Consider the following 22901-nt stretch of genomic DNA (forward strand, 5'->3'; position numbering starts at 1 on the left):
GCGACGCGGACCGTGCGGCGGCCCCCGAAGTTCGCGAAAGATCAGAGGTTCGCCGAAGATGCGACGTTCGTCGAAGACACGACGCTCAGATCGTGCCGAGCCCGAAGGTGAGGAGTCGCGTGAATTCTGTACGAGGGTTCAGGAGCACCTCTCGCGTGGGCCCCTCCTCGACGATGCGACCCTCGTCGAGAACGATCACCCGGTCGGCGAGCGCCAGCGCGTCGAGGGGGTCGTGGGTCACGATCACGACCGCGCGCTCGGCGAGAACCTCGGCCAGGAGGCGGCGCATCGCAGGGGCCACACCCGCGTCCAGGGCGCCGAACGGCTCGTCGAGCAGCAGCAGTCGTGGCTCCGTCGCGAGCGCCCTGGCCACCGCGACGCGTTGGGCCTGGCCACCCGACAGCCGGCGCGGGCGCTGGTCGGCCAGCCCCGTGGCATCCACCCGGCGAAGCCATCGCTCGGCGATGCGTCGGGCCTCGGCCCGGTCGGCCCCTGCGCTGCGAGGGCCGAAGGCGACGTTGTCGCGCACGCTGAGGTGGGGGAAGAGAAGAGCCTCCTGCGCGAGGAGCGCGACGCCGCGGGCGTGAGGCGCCACCCAGCGGTCGCGCTCCTCGCCTCCCGTCGACACGAGCGTCGCGCCGTCGAGGCGCACGTGGCCGGAATCGGGCCGCACGAGGCCCGACAGCACGTCGAGGAGGGTCGACTTGCCGGCGCCGTTCGGTCCGAGAACAGCCAGGGTCTCTCCCTCGCCGAGCGTGAAGCTCACGTCGAGCCGGCCGGGTTCCACGACCGCGCGAACGTCGAGGCTCATCGGATCTCCCGCCGTCCGTACGTGACGACCATCACGACCACGGCCACCACCACGAGCACGAGGGCGAGCGCCACCGCGGCCTCGGGATCGGTCTCGCGCTGCAGGTAGATCTCGAGCGGAAGGGTGCGGGTGACACCCTCGAGACTGCCCGCGAAAGTGAGCGTCGCCCCGAACTCGCCGAGAGCGCGAGCGAACGCGAGCACCGCCCCGGTGACCAGACCGGGCAGGACGAGGGGCAGGGTCACCCGGCGGAAGACGGTGCTGGGAGACGCGCCCAGGGTGGATGCGACGGCCTCGTACCGGGATCCGGCCGCACGCAGGGCGGCCTCGAGGCTGAGCACGAGGAACGGCAGGGCGACGAAGGTCTGCGCGAGCACGACGGCGACGGTCGAGAACGCGATGGTGACGCCGAGCACCTCGAGCGGCGCGCCCAGCAGACCGCGCCGGCCGAAGGCCGCCAGCAGCGCGATGCCTCCCACCACCGGGGGCAGAACGAGGGGCAGCAGGATCAGGGCCCGGAGGATGCGCTTGCCGGGAAAGCTCGTGCGTGCGAGCACCAGAGCGAGGGGCACGCCGAGGACGACGCAGAGCACGGTGCTCGCCACCGAGGTGCGCAGGCTCAGGGCGAGGGCCGCGATCGACGAGTCGCTCGTGATGAGGGAGCCGAAGTGGGTCCAGTCGACGCGGGTCGCCAGGCTCACGATGGGCACGACGATGAGCAGGGCGCCGACGACGGCGACGGCCGCGACCCAGGCGGGGATGCCGCCGAGGGTCGAGCGCCGGGATGCGCGCTGCCGGGAAGCGCGCTGCCGGGATTCGCGCTGCCGGGATTCGCGCTGCCGGGATTCCGGCCGTCGGACGGTCTCGGACACTAGGGTTTCGCGAAGCCCGCCGCGGCGAGGATCTTCTGCCCGTCTGCGCAGGTGACGAGCGTCGAGAATTCGGATGCGAGGTCGGGCAGCGTCGACGCGGCGACGACGCCGATGGGGTACTTGTTCACGGCTCCGGAGGACTCGGGGAAGGTGACTCCCTCGACGGTGTCGCCCGCCGCCTCGACGTCTGTCACGTAGACGAGTCCGGCATCCGCCTCGCCCGACGAGACCTTGCCGAGCACGTCGGTCACGGCGGACTCCTCGCTCACCGGGGTGAGCGTGATGCCGGTGGCCTCTTCGATCTTCACCGTCGCGGAGCCGCAGGGAACCTGCGCGGCGCAGACGACGACCTTGGCCTCAGGCTTGGCCAGGTCCTGGAAGGAGGTGATGCCCTCGGGGTTTCCCGGGGGAACCGCGATCTCGAGGGTGTTGCTCGCGAAGAGCTCGGGCGTGCCGTCGATGAGGCCCGCGTCGGTGAGCTTCGCCATGTTCTTCTCGTCGGCGAACGCCACGACGTCGGCAGGCGCGCCCTCGGTGACCTGCGACACCAGGTCGGCGGAGCCCGCGAAGTTCAGCGAGACGGTCACTCCGGGGTGCGAGTCCTCGAACTCGGTGGCCAGTTCGGTGAACGTGTCTTTCAGCGAGGCTGCGGCGAAGACGGTGAGGGTCTGCTCCACGATGGGGGTAGCGCTCGTCTCGCTTCCTGCCTCGGTCGACCCGTTCCCTGAGCCTGTCGAAGGGGACGCGCACCCCGCCAGCAGCGTCGCGACCCCGGCCAGAGCGAGTATCGCGACAAGGGGTCGTTTGCTCATGAGGTGCTCCGAGATGCTTCGACGATGACGTTGGTGGACTTGATCACGGCGACGGCGACGGATCCGGGCTTGAGGTCGAGATCGCGCACGGCCTCCGTGCTCATGAGCGAGACGACCCGATGCGGCCCGCACTGCAGCTCTACCTGACTCATCACGACGTCGCTGGTGACGCGCGTGACGAGACCGACGAAGCGGTTGCGCGCCGAGCTGTTCATATCGGAGGGATCGACGGGGTTGGCCGCATGCTCCTGGGCCAGGTGTGCCAGGTCGACGCCGTCGACCACCTTGCGCCCCGCCTCGTCGAGGGATGCTTGGAGCACACCGTTGTCGATCCAGCGCCGGACAGTGTCGTCGCTGACCCCGAGAAAGAGCGCGGCGTCCCGAATCCGTATCTGCGTCACAAAAAATAGTCTATCTCCTCATTTACGGCAATCTCCGCCCATTACGCCGCGTTCGCGATAATCAGCTGCGCCGCCAGCACCAGGAGGACTGCGGCCCCGACCAGGAGCGCGACGACCGAGACCCGATTTCTGACTCGGCGCAGGCCGACGATGCCGAGCACGAGGGCGACCAGCGCCGCGACCACATTCAGAACGGATGCGATCACCGAGAAACCGAGATACCACGCCGCATCCTCGCTCGCGTCAGCCAGCGCCACAAGCGTGGCGATGACGAGGACCACCGCCACCACGAGCCCGATCGAGGCCAGCACCGTGAACACGATGGTCGCGACCCGCAACGGAGCGGGCAGGGGGTGAGCGGTCACGGGCGCTGCAGGCGACATTCGACACTCCTCGTTGACTGCGTACCGGCGAGCGAGTCGAGCTGGCCGGGCGACGCCGTGCTGTCGACCCTAGGCGCAGCGCGGTGGTCCGGTCACCCCCGCGTTCGGGGCGCATGTCGAACTATTCGGTCGCCCACCCGCGCCCGCGGGATAACCGATGGGCGAGAATGAGAACATGGCCTCGCTCTCGCTCGACCAGCACCGCGCCGCGGTGGAGGCGCTGCTCGCGCCTCTTTCTTTGGTGCGCGTCACCGAGTCGATCTCCCTCTCGGCCGCGCGCATCGCCGGGGCCCCCGACGTCTACCGCCATCGTGTTCTGGCCGAAGACATCGCCTCCCCCACCGATCTGCCGCCGTTCGACAACTCGCAGATGGACGGCTACGCCGTGCGCTCCGCCGAGCTGGCGGGGGCGACACCGGATGCGGCGGTGCGGCTTCGCGTCGACCCCCAGATCAACGCGGGAGACTCCATCTCGGAGCTGGAGCCCGGCACCGCCGCCCCGATCATGACGGGCGCGCCGCTGCCGACCGGCGCCGACGCCGTCGTTCCCATCGAGCGCGCGATTCCCGATCATTTCCGCTCGACGGGCGATGCGGAGGACAGCGCTGCACTGACGGTCGACTTCACCGCCGTCCCCCACTCCGACGAGTTCGTGCGACGCCGCGGCAGTGATGTCGCCCGGGGAGAGCTGCTGCTGACGGCGGGTTCCGCTCTCGGTCCGGCGCAGCTCGGCGTGATCGCAGCGACCGGGCTCACGAAGATCGACGTGCTCCGGCGCATCCGCGTGCTGCTCGTCGCCACGGGTCACGAGATCCGCGAGCCCGGCACCCCCCTCCGACCCGGCCAGATCTACGACTCGAACAGCGCCGTGCTGAGCCAGGCGCTCATCGAGTGCGGCTGCACCGTGGTGGCCTGGCCGTGCCGCTCCGACGACGCGGCAGACCTGCTGCACATCATCGAGAAGGGAGCCCCCACGGCCGACCTCGTGATCACCGTCGGGGGCGTCAGCGCCGGCGCGCGGGAGGTCGTGCGCGACGCCCTCGGCCCGCTCGGCGTCGAGTTCTCACACGTGGCCATGCAGCCCGGCGGACCGCAGGGCCTGGGTCTTGTGGAGGCGCCCGGCCATCCGGACGGCATCCCCGTGGTCACGTTCCCCGGCAACCCGGTGAGCGCCCTCGTGTCGTTCGAGATCTTCGTGCGGCCCATCCTTCGCCGCCTCGCCGGATTCGCCCGAACCGAACGCGAGACCCTGCGGCTGCCGCTGGCCGTAGCCGTCGAGTCGCCCGCCGGCAAGCACCAGGTGCGCCGCGCATCCATCGACCCCGACGGGCGCGTGCGACTCGTCGGCGGCCCGAGCTCGCACCTTCTTCATTCCTACGCGGCCTCGACCGCGCTTGTTCACCTGCCGGTCGGCCTCGGCCATGCCGATGCCGGCGACCCGGTCGACGTCTGGAGAATCGATGACTGACGAACCCGCTCTCACCCACGTGCGCGCCGACGGCGCCGTGCTGATGGTCGACGTGACCGACAAGGCCGAGACGTCGAGACGCGCGAGCGCCGTCGCCACGGTCATCACCCGCCCCGATGTGCTCGAGCTCCTGCTCGCGGGCGAGCTGCCGAAGGGCGAGGCACTGGCGGTGTCGCGGGTCGCGGGAATCATGGCGGCCAAGCAGACGTCGTCGCTCATCCCGCTGTGCCATCCGCTGCCCCTGTCGGGCGCCACGATCGACTTCGCACCCGACGGAGACCGGGTCGTGATCACGGCCACCGTGAAGACGCGCGGCGTGACGGGGGTCGAGATGGAGGCGCTCACCGCGGCATCCGTGGCCGCCCTCACGCTCTACGACATGATCAAGGCGGTCGACAAGCACGTGGTGATCACCGACATCCACGTCACGGCGAAGTCGGGCGGCAAGTCGGGCGACTGGGTCGCCGAATGACGGTCGACACCGGCAGGCCCGGCGGCGCTCGCGAGCGCACCGCCCGCGTCATCGTGGCGTCGACACGGGCTGCGACGGGCGTCTACGACGACCGCACCGGCCCGGTGATCGCCGAGTGGCTGCGCAGCCGCGGGTGGGCCGAGCCGCTGGTGCAGGTGGTTCCGGATGGCGACGAGGTCGCGGCCTCGCTCCAGGATGCCGTCGCGTCGGGTGCGGACCTCGTCGTGACGACCGGCGGAACGGGCGTCAACCCGAGCGACCGCACGCCCGAGGCCACGCTCCCCCTGCTCGATCGGGAGCTGCCGGGGATCATGGAGGCGATCCGGCGTCGCGGCGCCGCGTCGACGCCGCTCGCCGCGCTGTCGAGAGGGCACGCGGGCATCGCCGGGGCCACGACGTTCGTCGTCAACCTGCCGGGGTCGACCGGCGGGGTGAAAGACGGGCTGGCCGTTCTGGACGAGGTTCTCGACCACGTGATCGATCAGCTGCACGGAGGAGATCATGAGCGCTGAATCTGTGGGGGCTGCTTCGGCTGCGTCTGTGGGGGCGGCTGCTTCGGCTGCGTCTGCCGCTGCGGCTGCGTCTGCCGCTGCGGCTGCCGACTTCGGCGAGTCTGCACCCGCGGTCGTCGCGTTCGCTCGAGTCACCGATGAGACCGTGTCTGTCGACGAGTGCGTGGCCGCCGTCGAGAACGATCATGCGGGTGCCGTCGTGACGTTCGCCGGCGTCGTGCGCGACCACGACGAAGGCAAGGGCGTCACTTGGCTGCGGTACTCCGCGCATCCGACGGCGGACGCCGTTCTGCGCGAGGTCGTCGCCGAGGTCGCCCTCGCGCATCCGGGAACGACGATCGCCGCGGCTCATCGCGTGGGCGACCTCGCGATCACCGACGTCGCTCTCGCGTGCGCCGTCGCCTCGGCGCACCGAGGCACAGCCTTCGCGGCGTGCGCCGAGCTGGTCGACGAGATCAAGGCGCGCGTTCCGATCTGGAAGGAACAGGGGTTCACCGACGGCACGACGGAGTGGGTGGCCGCGCTGGGCTGAACTGGCGATTCATGCCGGAGTTGCTCGATTGCGCGTGGTCTTCGGCACCGGGTACCGGTACGATCTCGTTCATGAACTTCAACCGTTCCGTTTCGTGGTGGCTGCGATAGCAGCCGGTTGAAGCATGTTCACGGGCTGCATGGCAACTCGTGAAACGGCCCGAGTACTCCGTGCAGCTCCCAATGATCGGGAGACATAAATGGAGTCCTTCACTGCGACAGTGCGACGCTCGGCAGAGGTCGCGGCCACTGTGACCGAGCACCCGGAGAGGTTCCGGGTCCTCACGGGTGAGCGGCCGACCGGGCCGCTGCATCTCGGTCACTACTTCGGCACGATAAGGGAACGAGTGCGCCTGCAGCAGGCGGGCGTCGAGATGCTCCTCGTTCTCGCGGACTATCAGGTCATCACCGACAGGGATACCACGGCTCACGTGAGAGAGAACGTGCACAGCGCCGTGCTCGACTACCTCGCCGCAGGCATCGACCCGGAACGCACGACGATCTTCACCCATTCTTCGGTTCCGGCACTGAACCAGCTGATGCTCCCATTCCTGAGCCTTGTCACCGAGGCGGAGTTGCATCGCAATCCAACCGTCAAAGCGGAACTCTCAGCGTCGGGGCGTGCCTTGAGCGGGCTGCTTCTGACCTATCCGGTGCACCAGGCAGCCGACATCCTTTTCTGCAAAGGCAATCTCGTGCCCGTGGGCAAGGACAACCTCCCGCATGTGGAGATGACTCGCGTCATCGCCCGGCGGTTCAATGAGCGTTATGGAGAGGTCTTTCCGATTCCGGATGCTCTGATCACCTCGACGCCCGAAGTCCCGGGCCTCGACGGTCGGAAGATGTCGAAGAGCTACGGGAACGCGATCGCGTTGTCGATGACATCGGACGAGACCGTAGCGGTGATCCGTCAGTCACGCACCGATGAAAACCGGCGGATCAGTTTCGACCCCGTGAGTCGGCCGGGCGTCTCGGCGTTGCTGTCGACGGCCGCGTTGTGCCTAGGTGTTGAGCCGGCCGAGCTGGCCGACGAGATCGGTGATGGCGGCAGCAGCGCCTTGAAGACCATGACGGCCACGGCCGTGAATGATTTTCTGGCACCAATGCGCGAACGTCGACGCGTCTTCTCCTCCGATGTGGATCTCGTGAGAGCGATCCTTCGCAGCGGCAACGAGGCTGCAATGACCGTGGCGGAGGCAACACTCGATCAGGTGCGCGAGGCGATGGGAATGATCTACTGAGCCCCGGAGGACATCAGGGGCGAACTCGCTGGATCACGTGTTCTCCTTCAACTTGAGTGGTCATGTACGACTATGGAAGCCATCGTCGGTGAGGTCATGCGTCATGCATCTGCCCGAACCATCTCCACAGGGGGCGAGCTGTGACGACGATGAGCAACGCGAACAGGCTTTGACTGATGACGCCGAAGTACGAGAGTTCGCCGACGACAGCGAAGACGGTCCAGTTCACGGCGATGTCGGCGACGATCACGGCGCTTCCGAGCACGACGCCGGAGCGTCGTCGACAGATGATCAGCACAGCGGTGGCCGGATCCAGGATCGTCAGTGTCACCCAGAACAGCCGAACGCCGACAGGGAAGCCGCTGTAGGCGTCTAATCCCCCGATGATCAGATCCGCCGTGTGAGTGGTCGTTCCAACGAGAAACCCGATCACCCACAGGGCCTGGACCCCTCTGAGCACTTGTGCTGATGCGGGGAGAGCAATCATCCGCTCATGGTACCGAGCCACGAAGGACAGTCGAGCAGATGCCGATAAGACGACACCGTCCTCCTTCACCGAAAAGTACTTTAGAACACTTGTTCTATTCTAGGTCGAATGGTATTCTATGTACATGGAATTCCTGTTCGATCAGCTACGAGCCATCGAGGCTCGGCTATCGAACGCGTGCGCGTCCGTGAACCTCGCGGGCGTGTCCGGCGACGAGCTGAAAATTCTCATGCGCCTTGCGTCGGTGGTGAAGAATGCAACCGACCGAGTGCTCGCGCTCGGAGCAGCGGAGATCCATCAGCGTTCACGTCGCGAACTCGGGCCCGCAGGCATGGCGAAGGCCGAGGGGCACGTCAATCCGCAGAACATGATCGCTCTGCTCACCGGATGCTCGAGGTCAGAGGCGAAGAAGCTCGACGGGCTCGGCAGATCGATCATGCAGGCGACTCCCCTCCCACAGTCGAACGAGGGTCCCGCCGAGTCTGACGATTCGCCGATCGTCCCACCGTGGCATGCCGCAATCAGTGCTCGAATGATCGCCGGCGAGATCACGCCTGATCGCTTCGAAGCGCTCCATTCGGGACTGGGAGAGCCGACCGCAGAGGTGTCGGCCGCAGAGCTGTCGGCCGCCGCGGAACAGGTTCTGTCGTTTCTTCATCCCGAAGACCTGCCAGAAACCGTCTACCGAGACTCCCGTGCGGCCCGAGCCCTTCTCGACCGCGCAGGAGTGGCCGAGATGGAGAACGAGCAGTACACACGGCAACAGGCGAAGATCTGGCGCGACCGCGAGGGCATGGTGCACCTCAGCGCAGTCTTCGCCCCAGAAGACGGAACGTTCGTGAAGGGCGCCCTCGACCTCCTCCTCGGGCCACGGATCGGTGGTCCGCGTCTCGCTGACAAGAAAGCCATGGCCGCGGCACAACTGGTGCACGACGACCCGCGCACAGTAGAGCAGCTCACCGCCGGCGCGCTTGTCGCGCTCGTCAGGGCCGGAGCAGCCGTGGAGCACAGCACTGTTCTCGCGAAGAAGCGCCCCACGGTCCAGATCGTCGTCACTGCCTCCGAGTTGACCAGGCCCGACGGCGATGGCATCGCGTTCATCGAGGGCACCGGCATTGCCGTCACCATGAAGACGGTCGATCGACTGGTCTGCGAGACGGGCTACCAGCCCGTCGTCATTGCCGCCGACGGGTCACCGCTCGATCTCGGTCGCGAACATCGACTCTTTCAGCCTGCTCAACGCCTCGCTCTGAACGCGGTCCAGGGCGGATGCGTGTGGCCCGGCTGCGAGAAGCCGCCATCGTTCTGCGAGATTCACCACATCGAGCATTGGCATACAGGAGGGAAGACCGACATCCACGACGGCGTGCTTCTCTGCAAACACCACCATCTGCTCCTGCACTCGAACGGGTGGAGAATCCACCGCGTCGCATCCTCCGTCGACGACCGATACGAGAACAGGTACTGGCTCACTCCCCCTCGATCGATCGATCCTCGACAACGACCTCGGCGATTGCGATTCTCCGGCGCGGTACGGCACAACCCCTCTCTCGCCGCAGGCGCGGCCCATGCCGAGAAAACAAGGCGGGCATGACCTCCGGCTCGGTTTACACGCTCGACACATGCGTGGGGTGTACTGGAGGACAGCACCACAGCAATCCTTCGGTACGAGGAGACGTACATGGACCTCAACACCGTGACCCGGGTCATTCCCGCTCGAACACGCACCGATCTCAGCAGCCTCGGCGGCGGAGCCGTCCCGCTCGCCGGGGGAAGTGTGCTGTTCGCCGAGCCGAACCCGAGCATCCACACCCTCGTCGACCTGCAGACCTTCGGCTGGCAGCCGTTTGTCGCCACCGACGAGGGGCTCGAAGTCGCCGCGACCACGACGCTGACCCAGCTCTCGACGCTGCCCGACGACCACGGGTGGCGGGCGCATCCACTGTTCCGCCAGTGCTGCACGGCCCTGTTCGGCTCGTTCAAGGTCTGGAACGTCGCCACCGTCGGCGGCAACATCTGTACGGCCCTGCCTGCCGGGCCCATGACCTCGCTCTTCAGCGCACTCGACGCGCAGGCGCTCATCTGGAAGGCCGACGGCAGCGACCAGCGCGTTCCGGTGAGCGAACTCGTCACCGGCAACACGACCACCGCTCTCGAGCCCGGCGACGTCATGCGCTCCCTGCACGTTCCCGCCCGATCGCTCCGTTCCGTCACGGCGTACCGCAAGATCGCCCTCTCGGCGCTCGGCCGCAGCGGCGCGGTCGTCATCGGCCGCCTCGACCCCGTCGACGGCGGTTTCGTGCTCACGGTCTCGGCGGCCACCGTGCGACCGGAGCAGCTTCGCTTCGCCGCGCTGCCCACGGCATCCGAGCTGCGCGCTGCGATCGAGGGCATCGACAGCTGGTTCACGGATGCGCACGGCGCGGCCGATTGGCGGCTCGCCGTGAGCGGCGTGCTGGCCGAGGAGATCCGGCTCGAACTCGCCGAAGGAGACAAGCGATGACGTTCACGATCAACGGCGAGGTGTTCGATTCCGAACCCCGCTCGGGCCAGAGCCTGCGCACCTTCATTCGCGACCAGCAGCACTTCGAGGTCAAGAAGGGCTGCGACACCGGCGACTGCGGCGCGTGCTCGGTGCTCGTCGACGGCACGCCCGTGCACTCCTGCGTCTATCCGGCGTTCCGGGTCGAGGGCAAAGACGTGACCACGGCCGCCGGACTCGGCCTGCCCGGCGACCTCTCGCCCGTGCAGCAGAAGTTCGTCGATCATGCGGCGTTCCAGTGCGGATTCTGCACCGCCGGCATGGTCGTCACCGCGTCGACCTTCGACGACGCCGACATGAACGACCTGCCCCGCCTGCTCAAGGGCAACCTGTGCCGGTGCACCGGCTACCGCGCCATCGACGAGGCCATCGACCACGTGCACACCGACTCGTGCGGCGTCGAACTCGAACCTCATGCGCGCGAGGCGGGCGCCCCGCTGCCCGAGTCGCGCACGACGCCGGTCATCAAGACCCGGCCGCGCGCATCCGGCGCCGACACCCCGCTGATCGAGGCGCCACCCATCGACGCACCATCGGTCGACGCGCCATCGATCGAGTCGCCCGCGTCCGGCGCACCCATCGGCACCTCCGTCGGCGCACCCGCCGGCGAACGGGTGGTCAGCGGCCAGGAGCCCTTCACCCTCGACGTCGCGATCCCCGGGCTGCTGCACCTCGTGGTTCTGAAGTCGCCGCACGCGCACGCGCGCATCACGGCGATCGACACGACGCGCGCATCCGCGCTGCCCGGAGTGCACGCCGTACTGACCTACGAGCACTCGCCCCAGACCCTCTTCTCCACCGCGCGTCACGAGTCCCGGCTCGACGACCCCGACGACACGCTCATCCTCGATCACGTCGTGCGCTACCGGGGCCAGCGCATCGCCGCCGTCGTGGCCGAATCGGTCGGCATCGCCGAGGCCGCTGCGCGTCTCATCGAGGTCGAGTACGAGGTGCTGCCAGCCGTCTTCGATCCGCACCTGTCGACGCTCGACGGGGCCCCGAGCATCCACGGCGACAAGAACGCGACGACGTCGCGCATCGTCGACCCGCAGCACAACCTGGTGGCCGAGCTGCACGGCGAGTACGGAGATGTGGCGAAGGGGCTCGCCGATGCCGCACACACCGTGAGCGGCACCTGGCAGACCCAGCGGGTGGCGCACACGCACCTCGAGACGCACGCCACCATCGGATGGATCGACGAGGCCGACAGGCTGGTGCTGCGCACGAGCTCGCAGGTGCCGTTCCTCGTGCAGACCGAGATCTGCAGGCTCTTCGACCGCGACCCGTCGACCGTTCGTGTCTTCACGGCACGGGTCGGGGGCGGCTTCGGCGGCAAACAGGAGATCCTCACGGAGGACATCGTGAGCCTGGCCGTTCTCGCGACGGGGCGGCCCGTGCAGTACGAGTTCACCCGCGAAGACGAGTTCACGCTCTCGCCCACCCGGCACCCGATGGAGGTGCAGGTCACGCTCGGCGCCGACGCCGCCGGCCTCCTCACCGCGATGAAGGTCGAGCTGCTCTCCGACACCGGCGCCTACGGCAACCACGGCCCGGGCACCATGTACCACTCGTGCTCCGAGTCGATCAGCCTGTACAACGCCCCGAACAAGCGGGTGGATGCCCGGTGCGTCTACACGAACAACGTTCCGTCGGGTGCCTTCCGCGGCTACGGCCTCGGGCAGGTGATCTTCGCGATCGAATCCGCGCTCGACGAGCTCGCCCGGGTGACGGGCATCGACCCGTTCGAGCTGCGCAGGCTCAACTCCGTCACGGCCACCGATCCCCTGATCGTCACGCACGTCGAGGGCGACGACCTGATCCTGGGCGGATACGGGCTCGACCAGTGCCTCGACCTGGCCGAGCAGGCGCTCGCCCGAGGCAACTCCGCGGTTGCACCGGCGGGTGCCGAGTGGCGGGTGGGACAGGGAATGGCCTCGTCGATGATCGCCACGATGCCGCCTCGCGGGCACTTCTCCGAGGTCACCGTCACCGCAGACGCCGACGGCGGCTACACGATCGGCGTGGGCACGGCGGAGTTCGGAAACGGCACGACCACAGTGCACACCCAGCTCGCCGCGACCGCGCTGTCCACGTCGCCCTCGCACATCCGGGTGAAGCAGAGCGACACCGATGCGGCCCGCTACGACACGGGCGCGTTCGGGTCCGCGGGCACGGTCGTCGCGGGCAAAGCGGTGCTCGCCGCCGCGCAGGCTCTCGCGCGTCAGCTGCGGCAGCTCGCGGCCGACCGCACCCAGACCGCACCCGACGACTGGACCCTCGACGACGGCACCCTCTCGTCAGCCGACCGCCGGCTCTCGATCTCCGAGCTCGTCGCACCCGACGGACTCACGGCCACGGCCAACGAAGACGGGGCGCGGCGCTCGATCGCGTTCAACGTGCACGCGTTCCGGGTCGCCGTGAACACGCTCACCGGCGAGGTGCTGATTCTGCAGTCGATCCAGACGGCGGATGCCGGATTCGTGCTGAATCCCGCCCAGCTGCGGGGCCAGATCGAGGGCGGCGTGGCGCAGGCCATCGGCTCCGCGCTCTACGAGGAGATCATCAACGACGGCGAAGGAACGGTGCTCACCACCGTGCTGCGCAACTATCACATCCCCCAGCTCTCCGACCTGCCCGTCACCGAGGTCTACTTCGCCGACACCCGCGACCCGCTCGGACCGTTCGGCGCCAAGTCGATGAGCGAGGCGCCATACAACCCCGTGGCCCCGGCCCTGGCGAACGCCGTCGCCGATGCGATCGGTCGTCGACCCATGGAGCTGCCGATGTCGCGCGACCGCATCTGGCGCCTCTTGCAGAACTAGCTTCAGAACGATCTGCAGCGCCCGACGCGGCGTGGGTCAGCGCGACTGAAGACGAGCGGATGCCGTGGCCACGTCGCGCGCGACGTCGGCCTCGCGCACGCGGGTCAGTTCTCCATTGCGCACGACGGCGGAGCCGTTCACGAGCAGTAGCGCCAGCGGAGGCTGAGCGCCGAGGGTGAGGGCGGCCACCGGGTCGGCGATGCCGGCGTGCTCGATTCCGTCGACCTTCCACAGGGCCAGGTCGGCGAGCTTGCCCACCTCGATCGAACCGATCTCCCGGTCACGACCGAGCACTCGGGCACCGCCCATGGTGGCCAGGCGCAGCCCCGTGCGACCCGCCATGCCGTCGGCGCCCGCGCGGAGCCTGTTCATGAGCACCGCCATGCGGATCTCGGTGCCGAGCTGGCCGGACTCGTTCGACGCCGAGCCGTCGACGCCGAGACCGACCGGCACCCCGGCGGCGAGTAGCTGCGGCACCGGCGCGATTCCGGCGGCGAGCCGCGCGTTCGACGAGGGGCAGTGCGCGACGCCGGTTCCCGTCGCGGCGAAACGCGCGATCGCCGTGTCGTCGAGGTGCACGCAGTGCGCCATCCAGACGTCGTCGCCGAGCCAGCCGAGGTCGTCGAGGTACTCGGTGGGCGTGCGGCCGAACTTCTCGGCGCAGAACGCGTCCTCCTCCACCGTCTCCGAGCCGTGGGTGTGCAGTCGAACGCCGAGCGAGCGGGCGAGCACGGCCGACTCCCTCAGCAGATCAGAGGTCACCGAGAACGGCGAACAGGGCGCGAGGGCGATCTGCGTCATGGCGTCGCGGGAGGGATCGTGGAACCGGGACACCGCGTCGACGCTGGCCTCGAGGATCGCCGACGTCGTCTCGACTGCGAAGTCGGGCGGCAGCCCTCCCTGGCTTCGCCCGAGATCCATCGACCCGCGGGTGGCGTGCAGGCGGATTCCGAGCCGCCCGGCCGCGTCGACGATCGCGCCCAGGATGTCGCCGGAGTTCTGCGGGAAGACGTAGTGATGGTCGGCGAGCGTGGTGCATCCCGATCGAGCCGCCACGGCCATGCCGCCGAGAGCGCCGGCCGCCACGACCTCGGCGTCGATCTTCGACCACATCGGGTAGAGCGCGGTCAGCCAGTCGAAGAGGATCGAATCCTGGGCGATGCCTCGGGTCAGCCATTGGTAGAGGTGATGGTGGGTGTTGATCAGACCCGGAGTGAGCAGGTGCCCCCGCGCGTCGATGCGCGTCACCGGCCCTTCGAGCGCCCACTCGGGTGCCGATCCGGAGCCGACCGCGACGATGTCGGTGCCGTCGATCACCACGTGGCCGGAGACGTGCTCGGTGTCGGCGGCGTCGACCGTGGCGACATACGCGCCCTCGATGACGGTGCGCGCGCCGGTCACAGCCGGGCCTCCCGGGTCGCGTCTGTTCGAGTCGAGTCCGTTCGAGCCGAGTCCATTCGAGCCGATGCAGAGAGGGCCGATTCCGTGCGATGGATGGGCCCGGTCTGCGTGCGCAGCGACGTCCCGGCCGAGCCGGTTCGACTCGCGATCACCTCGGCGAGGATCGACACCGCGGTCTCCTGCGGCGTGCTGCCGCCCAGGTCGAGACCGATCGGCGAGTGCAGGCGCCCGAGCTCGGCGGCGCTCAGGCCCGCGTCTTCGAGAGCCCTGACGCGACGCTCGTGCGTCGTGCGCGACGCCATCGCCCCCACGAACGCCACGGGCAGTCGCAGAGCCAGTGACAGCAGGGGGATGTCGAACTTCTCGTCGTGGGTGAGCACGCAGATCACCGTTCGCGAGTCGATCGGGGTCGTGCGCAGGTACTCCGACGGCCACGCCACGGCGACCTCGTCGGCCGACGGAAAGCGCTGCGGCGTGGCGAACAGAGGCCGCGCGTCGCACACCGTCACGTGGTAGCCGAGAAGGCTGCTGGCGTCGGCCAGCGCGGCCGAGAAGTCGACGGCTCCGAAGATGATCATGCGGGGGGCGGTCGCCGCCACGACGAACAGCACCCGCAGCGGCTCACCGTCGCAGTCGATGTCGAGGGTTCCCGACAGGCCCGACGCCACCCGCGCCGTGAGTTCGTGCAAAATGCGCTGCGCGGTGGCGAGATCGAGCCCGTCGCGTTCGACCTCGGTCGCCGAGGCAGTGTCGGCGATGACGGTTCCCACCGCTGCGCCGGCGACCACGACGGCGATGCCCGCGGGGCGCCCGTCGCGGGTGGCCTCGAGCTCCTGCACGACCCGGTCGCCGAGCCGCCCGCGAGCGCCCGACATCGCGACCTCGTGCACGAACACCTCGATGCGGCCGCCACAGCTGAGGCCGGCGGCGAAGGCGTCTCCGTCGGTGAAGCCGAACTCGGCGAGAACCGGCTCCCCCGTCTCGAGCACGCCCTCCGCCGCCTGATAGACGGCGCCCTCCACGCAGCCGCCCGAGATGCTGCCGAGCACACGCCCCAGGTCGTCGACGGCCATCGAGGTGCCGAGGGCCCGCGGGGCCGAGCCATCCACTGTCGTGACGGTCGCGACGGCGAGTCGACGGCCCTCGCCGAGGGCCTCGAGCAGGTCGTCTGCGATGTCGAGCATGGGAGCGTCTCTTTCGGCGAGGAGGGCGGTGGAGAGGCCTCGTTGCGACTGCAACAATCCTGACACACGGAGGTGCTAGAACTGGTCAATGCTTCTCATCCGCAATGCCGTGACCACCCTGATCGACGAGACCCGCGAGAGCGCCGCAGACCTGGCTCTGGTCGACGGGTTCGTCGTCTCCGACGCGATCGCGGCGACCGGCGACAGCGATGAGACCGAGGTGCTGGATGCATCCGGTTGCGTCGTGACGCCGGGTCTCGTCAACGCGCATCACCACCTGCTTCAGAGCGCGTTCAGAACGCTGCCGGGCACGCGCGGCGTCGTGATGAGCGAGTGGCTGAAGACGATGGCGGCAGCCTATGGCGCGGTCGGCATCGACCCCGAGCTCGCGCGCACCGCGGCCCTCGTCGGCGTCGCCGAGGGGCTGCTGTCGGGTGTCACCACGGTGGCGGACCACCACCTCACGTGGCCGGAGGGATGCGACGACTTAGGGGTCGCTCGCGCCACCGCGTCGGCGGCCGCCGAGCTGGGCGGGCGCCTGGTCTTCGTGCGCGGCTCCGCCCGCGACGACCCCGAGCAGGCTGCCCTCTCGGCAGAACGCATCGTCTCCGATCTGGTGGCCAATGCGGAGGGCGGCGTATCGAACGACGGGATGCTGCAGCTCGCCGTCGGGCCGGCCGGGGTGCACAGCGACAGCGAGCAGACGTTCCGTCTTCTCGGCGAGGTGGCCGAGCGGCACGGGCTGCGCCGCCGGACGCAGGCCAACGAGCAGGTCGACGTGGCCATCGCGCTGGAGAAGTACGGCCGGCGCCCGATCGAGCTGCTCGACGAGTGGGGCTGGCTCGCGCCAGACGTCACGATCGCCCATCTCTGCGCCGTGACCGATGAGGAGATCGCGCGGCTCGCATCCGCCGGCGTCACGGCGACGCACGCGCCCGGCTGCGATCTGCCGATGGGCTGGGGAATCGCACCCGTCGCCGCCCTGCGCACCGCGGGCATCCCGGTGGGCCTGGGCACGAGCGGGGGCGGCAGCAACGACGCCGGGCACCTGCTCGCCGACGCGCGCCTGGCCATGCAGGTCGCGCCGCTCGTGGGCCCGGCGCTGGCCGCGCGCGAGGTGCTCGGCATGGCGACCGAGGGTTCGGCGCAGGGGTTGGGCCGAAACGAACTGGGCCATCTTCGCCACGGGGCCGCCGCAGACCTCTGCGTCTGGGACGTGTCCGGGGTCGCCGACGCGGGGGTCGCCGATCCCGTCGCCGGCCTGCTCTGGGCGAATCCCGGCCGACGCCCGAAGCACGTCGTCGTGGCCGGCCGCGTGGTCGTGCGCGACTACGAGCTCGTCGACCACGACCAGCGCGAGCTGGCCTCCCGGCTCAGCGCAGTTCTGGCCACTCGAAGCGCTTGATCTCGAGCAGCGCCTCCGAGAGGGCGGCGCTCCAGTGGTCGAGCACGCGCGTACCGAGCTCTGGGCTCGCGCGGCGCGGGTCGCCGATCACGCCGTTCTTCGACACGTCGTTCGTGAGCCACGCCGTGGGAACGGCCCCCTCGAGGGTGAGGTGGGTGAAGCCCGCGAACAGGCTTCCCAGTGCCACACCGTCGGCTGCCGCCACGTCGAGGTCGACGAGGCTCTCGTCGATCGCCATCACGACAGAGGTCTCAGACTGCCCGCCGTGGATGCTGAAGCCCTCGTCGTCCCAGGTCATGCCCTCGGGCTCGCCGAGATGCATGGCGCTCACGGGAAAGACCTGCAGGCCGGTGGCCGCCCGGATGTCTCGCGACACCATCTCGAGAAGCTGCGGCTGGCCGCCGTGCGCGTTCACGAACACCAGCTTGCGAAAGCCCGAGGCGGCGACCGATTCGCCGACGTCGAGCAGCAGCGAGATGAGGGTCGACGCGCTGAGGGTCATAGTGCCGACGCGGCCCGCGTGCTCGTTGGACTTGCCGTAGCGAAGCGTCGGCAGGATCCACACGTTGGAGTCGTCGGGCAGGCCGGCGACCGCGCGCGCCGCGACCGTCTCCGCCACCAGCGCATCCGTGTCGAGCGGAAGGTGCGGGCCGTGCTGCTCGAAGGCGCCGATCGGCTGGATGACGACGGCATCGGTCATATCGATCGCCGCGACTCGCGTGGTCGACAGGCGGGCGAGCAGGGGCGTATGCGGCATCAGGCGGGGCCGGCGAGCGCGCGGAGGCTCGCGAAGAGCACGGCCTTGTCGGAGTCCTCGAACTCGACCTCTCCGCCGCTCTTCACGAGGTGTTCGAACCCGGTCGTCGCGCCGAGCTCCTGCGACCCCAGGTCGTTCGCCATGATCGTCACGGCGTAGAGGCGCTCGGTCTCGGAGGTGTTCTTGATGTGGTGCACCGAGCCGCTGGGCAGGATGAGCACGTCGCCCGCGGTGACCTTCACCGAGTGCTCGTCGCTGAAGGCCTCGCCCTCGCCCTCGAGGAACACGAAGATCTCGACGGAGTCGGGGTGTGAGTTGTCGGGCTGCACGCCCGACGGGTCCCAGATCTCGAAGAAGACGCTCGCGGGAGAGTCGTCGTCGGGGCCGGCGAGCGGCACGAGGCGCACGGTGTCGCCGGGTGTGATGCGGTGGGCCTTCAGATCGCTGAGGTGCTTGAGGATGGGTGCGGCGGCCATGGGGCTCTCCTGTGCTTGTTCGGGGTGTACGTGTACGGGTGTGCTTGTTCGGGGTGTCGGAACGGATTTCGTGGTCAGGGTTGTGGAAGCGCCTTCAGGAGCGCATCCGGCGTCGTGGTGAAGCCGAAGCACTGGCGCACGTTGTAGACCGTGGCGGCCAGGCAGAAGTCGGGGGACGTCGTGGCGCTGGCCTGCTCGATCATCACGCAGTCGTATCCGCTGCACGCGGCGTCGGTGAGAGTGGCGAGCACGCACTGGTCTGCGTTGACACCGGCGAAGAGCAGCGAGTCGACACCCAGGGAGCGGAGGATGCTGTCGAGCGGGGTGTCCCAGAATCCGCTCATCCTGAACTTGTCGACGTGGATGTCGGTGGGTGCGACCTCGAGGCCGTCGACGATGGCCGCGCCCCAGCTTCCCTTCGTGAGCACGGCGTCGCCGTTCTCGGTCGGGTCGCCGATGCCGCCGCCCGAGCCGTCGGCGTCGTAGACGTGCAGCACGTTCGCCGGCAGATTGAGCCGGTCTGGTCGGTTGCCCCAGTTGAGCCAGATCACGGGAACCCCGGCGGCCCGAAGCGCGGGAAGGATGTCGTTCAGCGGCTCGACGGCGGCGAGCGCCGGGGAGACGTCGACGCCGATGCCGTCGAGCCAGCCACCGGGCGCGCAGAAGTCGTTCTGCATGTCGACCACGATGATCGCGCTGCGGTCGAGGTCGACGGTGAGCGGCTGGGGCAGGGCCTCGAGGTCGACGGGCTGCGGAGTGCGGCCGGTGCGGGTGAGGTCGACGCGGCCGTCGTCGACGGGCCAGCTGTGCGGCGTGAACGGGCCCTTCATCAGCGGGCTCCGGCGAGTGCAGCTGAGGCCAGGGGCGCGCCCGTGGTGATCTCGGGAAGGATGCGGTGGATCTGGCGGCTCGCCTCGGCGGCCAGGGGGTCGATCGCGTCGCCGCTCACCGAGCGCAGCACTCCCCCGATGTAGACCTTCTTGAGGTTGCGCAGGCCGCACGCCAGCACGTAGCTCGACATCGGCTCCCACAGGGGCCCGATGTCGGGCGACCGGGGATCGACGACCACGAAGTCCGCGAATTTGCCGGGCTCGAGGGAACCGACCCTGTCGTCGAGCCTAAGGATCTCCGCCGAGCCGAGCGTGTGCATCCGCAGCATGTCGGCCGTCGAGAGGGAATCGGGGTCGCCCGTCGTGGCGCGCACGGCGTACATGCCCATGCGCATGTTCTGCCACGGGTCGGAGATGTCGGTGCAGGCCTGGTCGTCGAGGCCCATGCCGACCCGGATGCCGAGGGCCCGGATCTCGGGGATGGCCGCGACTCCCGAGGCGAGTCGGCCGTTGGCGTTCGGCTGCCACGACATGCTCGCTCCGCCCTCGGCGGTGCGGCGCAGGATGTCGGGCGTGGTCTGGATGAAGTGTCCGAAGATGAAGTCGGGCCCGAGTGCGCCTGCGGCCTCGTAGCGGTCGAATTTCTCGCGCTGCAGTTCGACCGCCTCACGCGTCTCGAGCAGGTGTGCCTGGTTGATGAGCCCGAAGCGACGCATCGCCTCGACCTCGATCTCGGCGCAGTCGGGGTTCGGGGACCACTGGCCGGCTCCCGAGATCGCGGCACGCAGCATGAAGTCGCGGTCGAGCGATTCGCAGTGCGCGACGACCTCGCCGAGCCGGGTGAGAACGTCGTCTCGGGTGCCCACGGTGTCGTCGATCATCACGGAGTTCACGAAGCGGATCCCGCTGTCGAGCTTCGCGTCGGCCTGCCGGGTGAGGTACTGGAGGGGGCGCAGCTCCTGCGGCCCGTCGTCGATGCGTCGGCCGTCGACGAGCGGCTCCCACGCGAGCCTGCCGTCGGTGAAGTCGAACGCCGTCGTCACGCCGTTGTTCAGCATGTCGAAGGCGCCGTGCAGGGTGCACCAGTAGATCTGCTCGGGCGTCGCCGCTCCGGTCACCGCGAACATCGCGGTGCACCAGCCGTAGAGCGTCTCGTTCACGCCGAGTCCACGTGAGCCGCTGGTGAAGAGATGGCTGTGGGCCGAGACGAATCCCGGAGCGACGAATGCGCCCGCCACATCGACGACCTCGACATGCGCGTCGACCCGGGGAGGTTCGCCCTCCCCGAGCGACGCGATGATGCCGTCCTCCACGAGCATCCAGCCGTCGAAGATGGTCTCCGGGGCGCCGTCCGCCACGGGCAGCAGAGTGGCGCCCGTGATCAGGATGCTGCGTGGTGTCGTCATGATTACTTGGTGAAGCCGATGGAGTCGTCGATGAACTCGTTCGTCGCGATGTCGTCGGCGGTCAGGCCCTCGGTCGGTGCGCTTCCGATCCCCTCGTAGATGGGGGTCGCGAGGTCGACGAACTTCTGCAGGCGGTCCATGTCGAAGTTTCCGACGACATCATCCGATCCGTTGCCCACGAGTCCGAGCTCCTTCTGGGTCTCGACCGAGTAGTCGGCGACGCCCTGCGAGTAGACCCAGCCCGTGTCGTACTGCTCGACCAGGTCGAGGATCAGGCCGTTCGCCGTGGAGGGGTCGCTGTAGTAGTCGACATCGGCCTGCTGCATCACGGGAACCAGCGCGGCGAGGCACGGCTTCAGGTCCTCCATGTCCTCCGTCCGGGCCGACACGACGACCGGATAGATCTCCCAGCCGGCGTCGTTGATGAGCTGGTACTTGACCGGCTTCATCCAGGACGAGACCTCGTTCTCGTAGATGTAGGGCTCGGCGCTGGCGTAGCCCTGCTGGGCGTCCTTGCCGCCCGCGGCGACGAAGTTCGCCGGGGTGCCGTCGTAGCCGCCGTCGGTCTGCTCCTGCTTGAGCAGTCCGCTGCCGATCAGGTATTCCATGTAGGCCGATCCGCCGAAGTAGCGCACGAAGGCGTCGGTCTTGCCGAGGTCTTCGATGGTCTCGACGTCGGGGTAGGTGGCCGGGTCCCACATGATCATCGTGGGCGTCTTGTCGAGCGGTGCGAACACTCCGACGGTCGGCTGGGCGACCGAGTTCTGCACGGCCTCGTCGCTGTAGACGTAGCCGAGCGTGATCGTGTCGTCGGTGTACATCTGGGCGGGCACGGTCTGGAATCCGATGGCCGGACCTCCGGCGCGGACCTCCAGGTCGACGCCGGTGTACTCGCCGCCGGCCATCAACGGTCCCGAGACCGTCTTGGCGTCGGTGTCGACCGCGACCGCCGACGGGTCGAGCATCTCGTAGAGGCTGCCGTGCTCCGCCTCCGGGTTCCAGTCGGTCTGGATCGAGATGGTGGCGGGACAGCCTGCCGCCTTCAGGTCGACCGATCCGATCTCCATGCTGCTCGAGCTGGTCGCCTCCGGGGTCGAGCCGCCGCTGCAGGCGGTGAGTCCGATGGCCGCGGTTCCGATGAGGCCGAAGACCAGGAAGGCCTTCGAGTGGCGTGACGTCATGAGTGTGCTCCCGGTGCGGGTCGTGTGCGTGTGTGGGGGAATCAGGATTGGTCTGACCATCTGACTCTGGCCACGGTAGGCCATGGAAATAGCCGACATTCGTCGATGACGACAAAAATAACGAGCCCGAAATACTCCCGAAATATGGGTCGAACCGCGTTGCCGAGCTCAGCCGCTCGACCCCCTAACATGAGGTCATCAGAGGGAGGAGACACCTGCATGGCCGCTCTCATCACGGGTATCGCCTCGCACATCGAGCGGCTCATCGTCGACGGCGAGCTGCAGCCCGGCGACCGCATTCCGCCCGAACGGGTGCTCGCGAAGACACTCGGCGTCTCTCGGGCCTCCCTGCGCGAGGCCATGCACGACCTCGAGTCGCGCAACCTCATCGACCGGCGCCAGGGAAGGGGCACGACCGTCGCCGAGCCCACAGCCGAGCGGCTGTCTCTTCTCGATGAGCTGTCGAAGCAGGAGGTCGAGCAGCGCAACGCGGCCGAGCTGCGCGACATCGTCGAGCCGACCATCGCCTATCTGGCCGCGACCCGGCGCGCGACCACGAACATCCAGAGCCTCGAGGAGACCCTTCGCAGAAGCGCCGACGTGCTGAGCGCCGACGAGTCGCTGCGACTCGACGTCGAGTTCCACCTCGAGCTGGCGCACGCCGCACACAATCCCCTGCTGAGCACCCTGGTGGGCGTGACCAACGACTGGACCCTCGAAACCCGTCGCCACTCGCACGCGACACCGGATGCCCGTCGGCGCTCGATCGAGGGACACCGCGGAATCCTCGATGCCGTGGTCGCCGGAGAGCCGGCGGCGGCGCGCCTCGCCATGGAGAACCACCTCGGCGATGTGCGCCGGCTCGTAGCGGACCGCGCGATCGACGCCGGGTCCGAGGCCCTCTAGA

The 22901-nt window shown here is 68.7% G+C and carries 22 protein-coding genes and 1 pseudogene; 10 read left to right on the forward strand and 13 right to left on the reverse strand.

The window, feature by feature from the left end; translation table 11 throughout:
- Positions 1–121: 121 nt before the first annotated feature.
- From QCD70_RS08780 to QCD70_RS08800, 5 genes and pseudogenes are all read right to left on the reverse strand, one after another.
- Positions 122–811, reverse strand: a pseudogene (locus QCD70_RS08780) (sulfate/molybdate ABC transporter ATP-binding protein); the annotation flags it as partial.
- Positions 808–1572 (reverse strand): ABC transporter permease, encoded by a 765-nt coding sequence (locus tag QCD70_RS08785; RefSeq protein WP_301215305.1) that lies wholly within the window; start codon positions 1570–1572, stop codon positions 808–810. The pseudogene QCD70_RS08780 and the gene QCD70_RS08785, both read right to left, overlap by 4 nt.
- A 110-nt stretch (positions 1573–1682) precedes the next feature.
- The gene (gene modA, locus QCD70_RS08790; protein ID WP_301215158.1) at positions 1683–2495 is read right to left on the reverse strand and encodes a molybdate ABC transporter substrate-binding protein; all 813 of its coding nucleotides are present in this window, start codon (positions 2493–2495) and stop codon (positions 1683–1685) included.
- Positions 2492–2896, reverse strand: a complete 405-nt coding sequence (locus tag QCD70_RS08795; RefSeq protein ID WP_301215160.1) for a TOBE domain-containing protein — start codon at positions 2894–2896, stop codon at positions 2492–2494. The genes modA and QCD70_RS08795 overlap by 4 nt, the downstream gene beginning before the upstream one ends.
- Positions 2897–2937: 41 nt before the next feature.
- Entirely contained in the window at positions 2938–3279 is a 342-nt protein-coding gene (locus tag QCD70_RS08800) for a hypothetical protein (protein WP_301215162.1), read from the reverse strand.
- Between the two features lie 175 nt (positions 3280–3454).
- Here QCD70_RS08800 and QCD70_RS08805 point away from each other — a divergent pair, with 175 nt between their 5' ends.
- The 5 genes from QCD70_RS08805 to trpS all read left to right on the forward strand — a co-directional run bounded on the left by QCD70_RS08805 (position 3455) and on the right by trpS (position 7503).
- Positions 3455–4747, forward strand: coding sequence for a molybdopterin molybdotransferase MoeA (locus QCD70_RS08805; RefSeq protein WP_301215164.1), 1293 nt, complete (start codon positions 3455–3457; stop codon positions 4745–4747).
- A complete protein-coding gene (moaC, locus tag QCD70_RS08810; protein ID WP_301215167.1) occupies positions 4740–5219 on the forward strand; it encodes a cyclic pyranopterin monophosphate synthase MoaC in 480 nt (159 codons plus the stop codon). Before QCD70_RS08805 ends, moaC begins: the two co-directional genes overlap by 8 nt.
- Positions 5216–5731, forward strand: coding sequence for a MogA/MoaB family molybdenum cofactor biosynthesis protein (locus QCD70_RS08815; protein ID WP_301215169.1), 516 nt, complete (start codon positions 5216–5218; stop codon positions 5729–5731). Before moaC ends, QCD70_RS08815 begins: the two co-directional genes overlap by 4 nt.
- Positions 5721–6263, forward strand: a complete 543-nt coding sequence (locus tag QCD70_RS08820; RefSeq protein WP_367316709.1) for a molybdenum cofactor biosynthesis protein MoaE — start codon at positions 5721–5723, stop codon at positions 6261–6263. Before QCD70_RS08815 ends, QCD70_RS08820 begins: the two co-directional genes overlap by 11 nt.
- 199 nt (positions 6264–6462) lie before the next feature.
- Positions 6463–7503 (forward strand): tryptophan--tRNA ligase, encoded by a 1041-nt coding sequence (trpS, locus tag QCD70_RS08825; RefSeq protein WP_301215171.1) that lies wholly within the window; start codon positions 6463–6465, stop codon positions 7501–7503.
- A gap of 94 nt (positions 7504–7597) precedes the next feature.
- On the opposite strand, the gene QCD70_RS08830 is transcribed toward trpS, so the two are convergent.
- Entirely contained in the window at positions 7598–7834 is a 237-nt protein-coding gene (locus tag QCD70_RS08830; RefSeq protein ID WP_301215173.1) for a hypothetical protein, read from the reverse strand.
- Between the two features lie 280 nt (positions 7835–8114).
- On the opposite strand from QCD70_RS08830, the gene QCD70_RS08835 reads away from it, so the two are divergent.
- From QCD70_RS08835 to QCD70_RS08845, 3 genes are all read left to right on the forward strand, one after another.
- A complete protein-coding gene (locus QCD70_RS08835) occupies positions 8115–9584 on the forward strand; it encodes an HNH endonuclease signature motif containing protein (protein ID WP_301215175.1) in 1470 nt (489 codons plus the stop codon).
- Between the two features lie 87 nt (positions 9585–9671).
- Entirely contained in the window at positions 9672–10493 is an 822-nt protein-coding gene (locus tag QCD70_RS08840; RefSeq protein ID WP_301215177.1) for an FAD binding domain-containing protein, read from the forward strand.
- The gene (locus QCD70_RS08845) at positions 10490–13354 is read left to right on the forward strand and encodes a molybdopterin-dependent oxidoreductase (RefSeq protein WP_301215179.1); all 2865 of its coding nucleotides are present in this window, start codon (positions 10490–10492) and stop codon (positions 13352–13354) included. The genes QCD70_RS08840 and QCD70_RS08845 overlap by 4 nt, the downstream gene beginning before the upstream one ends.
- Before the next feature lie 36 nt (positions 13355–13390).
- On the opposite strand, the gene QCD70_RS08850 is transcribed toward QCD70_RS08845, so the two are convergent.
- Positions 13391–14755 (reverse strand): 8-oxoguanine deaminase, encoded by a 1365-nt coding sequence (locus tag QCD70_RS08850; protein ID WP_301215181.1) that lies wholly within the window; start codon positions 14753–14755, stop codon positions 13391–13393.
- Entirely contained in the window at positions 14752–15939 is a 1188-nt protein-coding gene (locus tag QCD70_RS08855; protein WP_301215183.1) for an XdhC family protein, read from the reverse strand. Before QCD70_RS08855 ends, QCD70_RS08850 begins: the two co-directional genes overlap by 4 nt.
- Before the next feature lie 88 nt (positions 15940–16027).
- On the opposite strand from QCD70_RS08855, the gene QCD70_RS08860 reads away from it, so the two are divergent.
- Entirely contained in the window at positions 16028–17344 is a 1317-nt protein-coding gene (locus QCD70_RS08860; protein ID WP_301215185.1) for an amidohydrolase family protein, read from the forward strand.
- Here QCD70_RS08860 and QCD70_RS08865 read toward each other — a convergent pair.
- From QCD70_RS08865 to QCD70_RS08885, 5 genes are all read right to left on the reverse strand, one after another.
- Entirely contained in the window at positions 17313–18101 is a 789-nt protein-coding gene (locus tag QCD70_RS08865; protein WP_301215187.1) for a creatininase family protein, read from the reverse strand. The genes QCD70_RS08860 and QCD70_RS08865 overlap by 32 nt on opposite strands.
- Positions 18101–18577 (reverse strand): cupin domain-containing protein, encoded by a 477-nt coding sequence (locus QCD70_RS08870; protein ID WP_301215189.1) that lies wholly within the window; start codon positions 18575–18577, stop codon positions 18101–18103. The genes QCD70_RS08865 and QCD70_RS08870 overlap by 1 nt, the downstream gene beginning before the upstream one ends.
- Positions 18578–18651: 74 nt before the next feature.
- Positions 18652–19407, reverse strand: coding sequence for a cysteine hydrolase family protein (locus QCD70_RS08875; protein ID WP_301215191.1), 756 nt, complete (start codon positions 19405–19407; stop codon positions 18652–18654).
- Positions 19407–20813 carry an amidohydrolase family protein gene (locus QCD70_RS08880; protein WP_301215193.1) on the reverse strand — a complete coding sequence of 469 codons (1407 nt, stop codon included), beginning with the start codon at positions 20811–20813 and terminating at the stop codon, positions 19407–19409. Before QCD70_RS08880 ends, QCD70_RS08875 begins: the two co-directional genes overlap by 1 nt.
- Positions 20814–20815: 2 nt before the next feature.
- Positions 20816–21994, reverse strand: coding sequence for an ABC transporter substrate-binding protein (locus tag QCD70_RS08885; RefSeq protein WP_301215195.1), 1179 nt, complete (start codon positions 21992–21994; stop codon positions 20816–20818).
- Positions 21995–22213: 219 nt separating this feature from the next.
- Here QCD70_RS08885 and QCD70_RS08890 point away from each other — a divergent pair, with 219 nt between their 5' ends.
- Positions 22214–22900: a FadR/GntR family transcriptional regulator gene (locus tag QCD70_RS08890; RefSeq protein ID WP_301215197.1), complete on the forward strand. Its 687-nt coding sequence runs from the start codon at positions 22214–22216 to the stop codon at positions 22898–22900.
- Position 22901: the final 1 nt, after the last annotated feature.

The sequence above is a fragment of the Agreia sp. PsM10 genome (genome assembly GCF_030433855.1).
GTDB lineage: Bacteria > Actinomycetota > Actinomycetes > Actinomycetales > Microbacteriaceae > Agreia.

Excerpts from the sequence above, each read along its gene's own strand:
- QCD70_RS08815 (WP_301215169.1), top strand. The coding sequence starts at position 5,216 with ATGACGGTCGACACCGGCAGGCCCGGCGGCGCTCGCGAGCGCACCGCC.
- QCD70_RS08875 (WP_301215191.1), bottom strand. The coding sequence starts at position 19,407 with ATGAAGGGCCCGTTCACGCCGCACAGCTGGCCCGTCGACGACGGCCGC.
- QCD70_RS08855 (WP_301215183.1), bottom strand. The coding sequence starts at position 15,939 with ATGCTCGACATCGCAGACGACCTGCTCGAGGCCCTCGGCGAGGGCCGT.
- QCD70_RS08885 (WP_301215195.1), bottom strand. The coding sequence starts at position 21,994 with ATGACGTCACGCCACTCGAAGGCCTTCCTGGTCTTCGGCCTCATCGGA.
- QCD70_RS08800 (WP_301215162.1), bottom strand. The coding sequence starts at position 3,279 with ATGTCGCCTGCAGCGCCCGTGACCGCTCACCCCCTGCCCGCTCCGTTG.
- trpS (WP_301215171.1), top strand. The coding sequence starts at position 6,463 with ATGGAGTCCTTCACTGCGACAGTGCGACGCTCGGCAGAGGTCGCGGCC.
- QCD70_RS08805 (WP_301215164.1), top strand. The coding sequence starts at position 3,455 with ATGGCCTCGCTCTCGCTCGACCAGCACCGCGCCGCGGTGGAGGCGCTG.
- QCD70_RS08860 (WP_301215185.1), top strand. The coding sequence starts at position 16,028 with ATGCTTCTCATCCGCAATGCCGTGACCACCCTGATCGACGAGACCCGC.
- QCD70_RS08845 (WP_301215179.1), top strand. The coding sequence starts at position 10,490 with ATGACGTTCACGATCAACGGCGAGGTGTTCGATTCCGAACCCCGCTCG.
- moaC (WP_301215167.1), top strand. The coding sequence starts at position 4,740 with ATGACTGACGAACCCGCTCTCACCCACGTGCGCGCCGACGGCGCCGTG.
- QCD70_RS08870 (WP_301215189.1), bottom strand. The coding sequence starts at position 18,577 with ATGGCCGCCGCACCCATCCTCAAGCACCTCAGCGATCTGAAGGCCCAC.
- QCD70_RS08880 (WP_301215193.1), bottom strand. The coding sequence starts at position 20,813 with ATGACGACACCACGCAGCATCCTGATCACGGGCGCCACTCTGCTGCCC.
- QCD70_RS08865 (WP_301215187.1), bottom strand. The coding sequence starts at position 18,101 with ATGCCGCATACGCCCCTGCTCGCCCGCCTGTCGACCACGCGAGTCGCG.
- QCD70_RS08890 (WP_301215197.1), top strand. The coding sequence starts at position 22,214 with ATGGCCGCTCTCATCACGGGTATCGCCTCGCACATCGAGCGGCTCATC.
- modA (WP_301215158.1), bottom strand. The coding sequence starts at position 2,495 with ATGAGCAAACGACCCCTTGTCGCGATACTCGCTCTGGCCGGGGTCGCG.
- QCD70_RS08840 (WP_301215177.1), top strand. The coding sequence starts at position 9,672 with ATGGACCTCAACACCGTGACCCGGGTCATTCCCGCTCGAACACGCACC.
- QCD70_RS08820 (WP_367316709.1), top strand. The coding sequence starts at position 5,721 with ATGAGCGCTGAATCTGTGGGGGCTGCTTCGGCTGCGTCTGTGGGGGCG.
- QCD70_RS08835 (WP_301215175.1), top strand. The coding sequence starts at position 8,115 with ATGGAATTCCTGTTCGATCAGCTACGAGCCATCGAGGCTCGGCTATCG.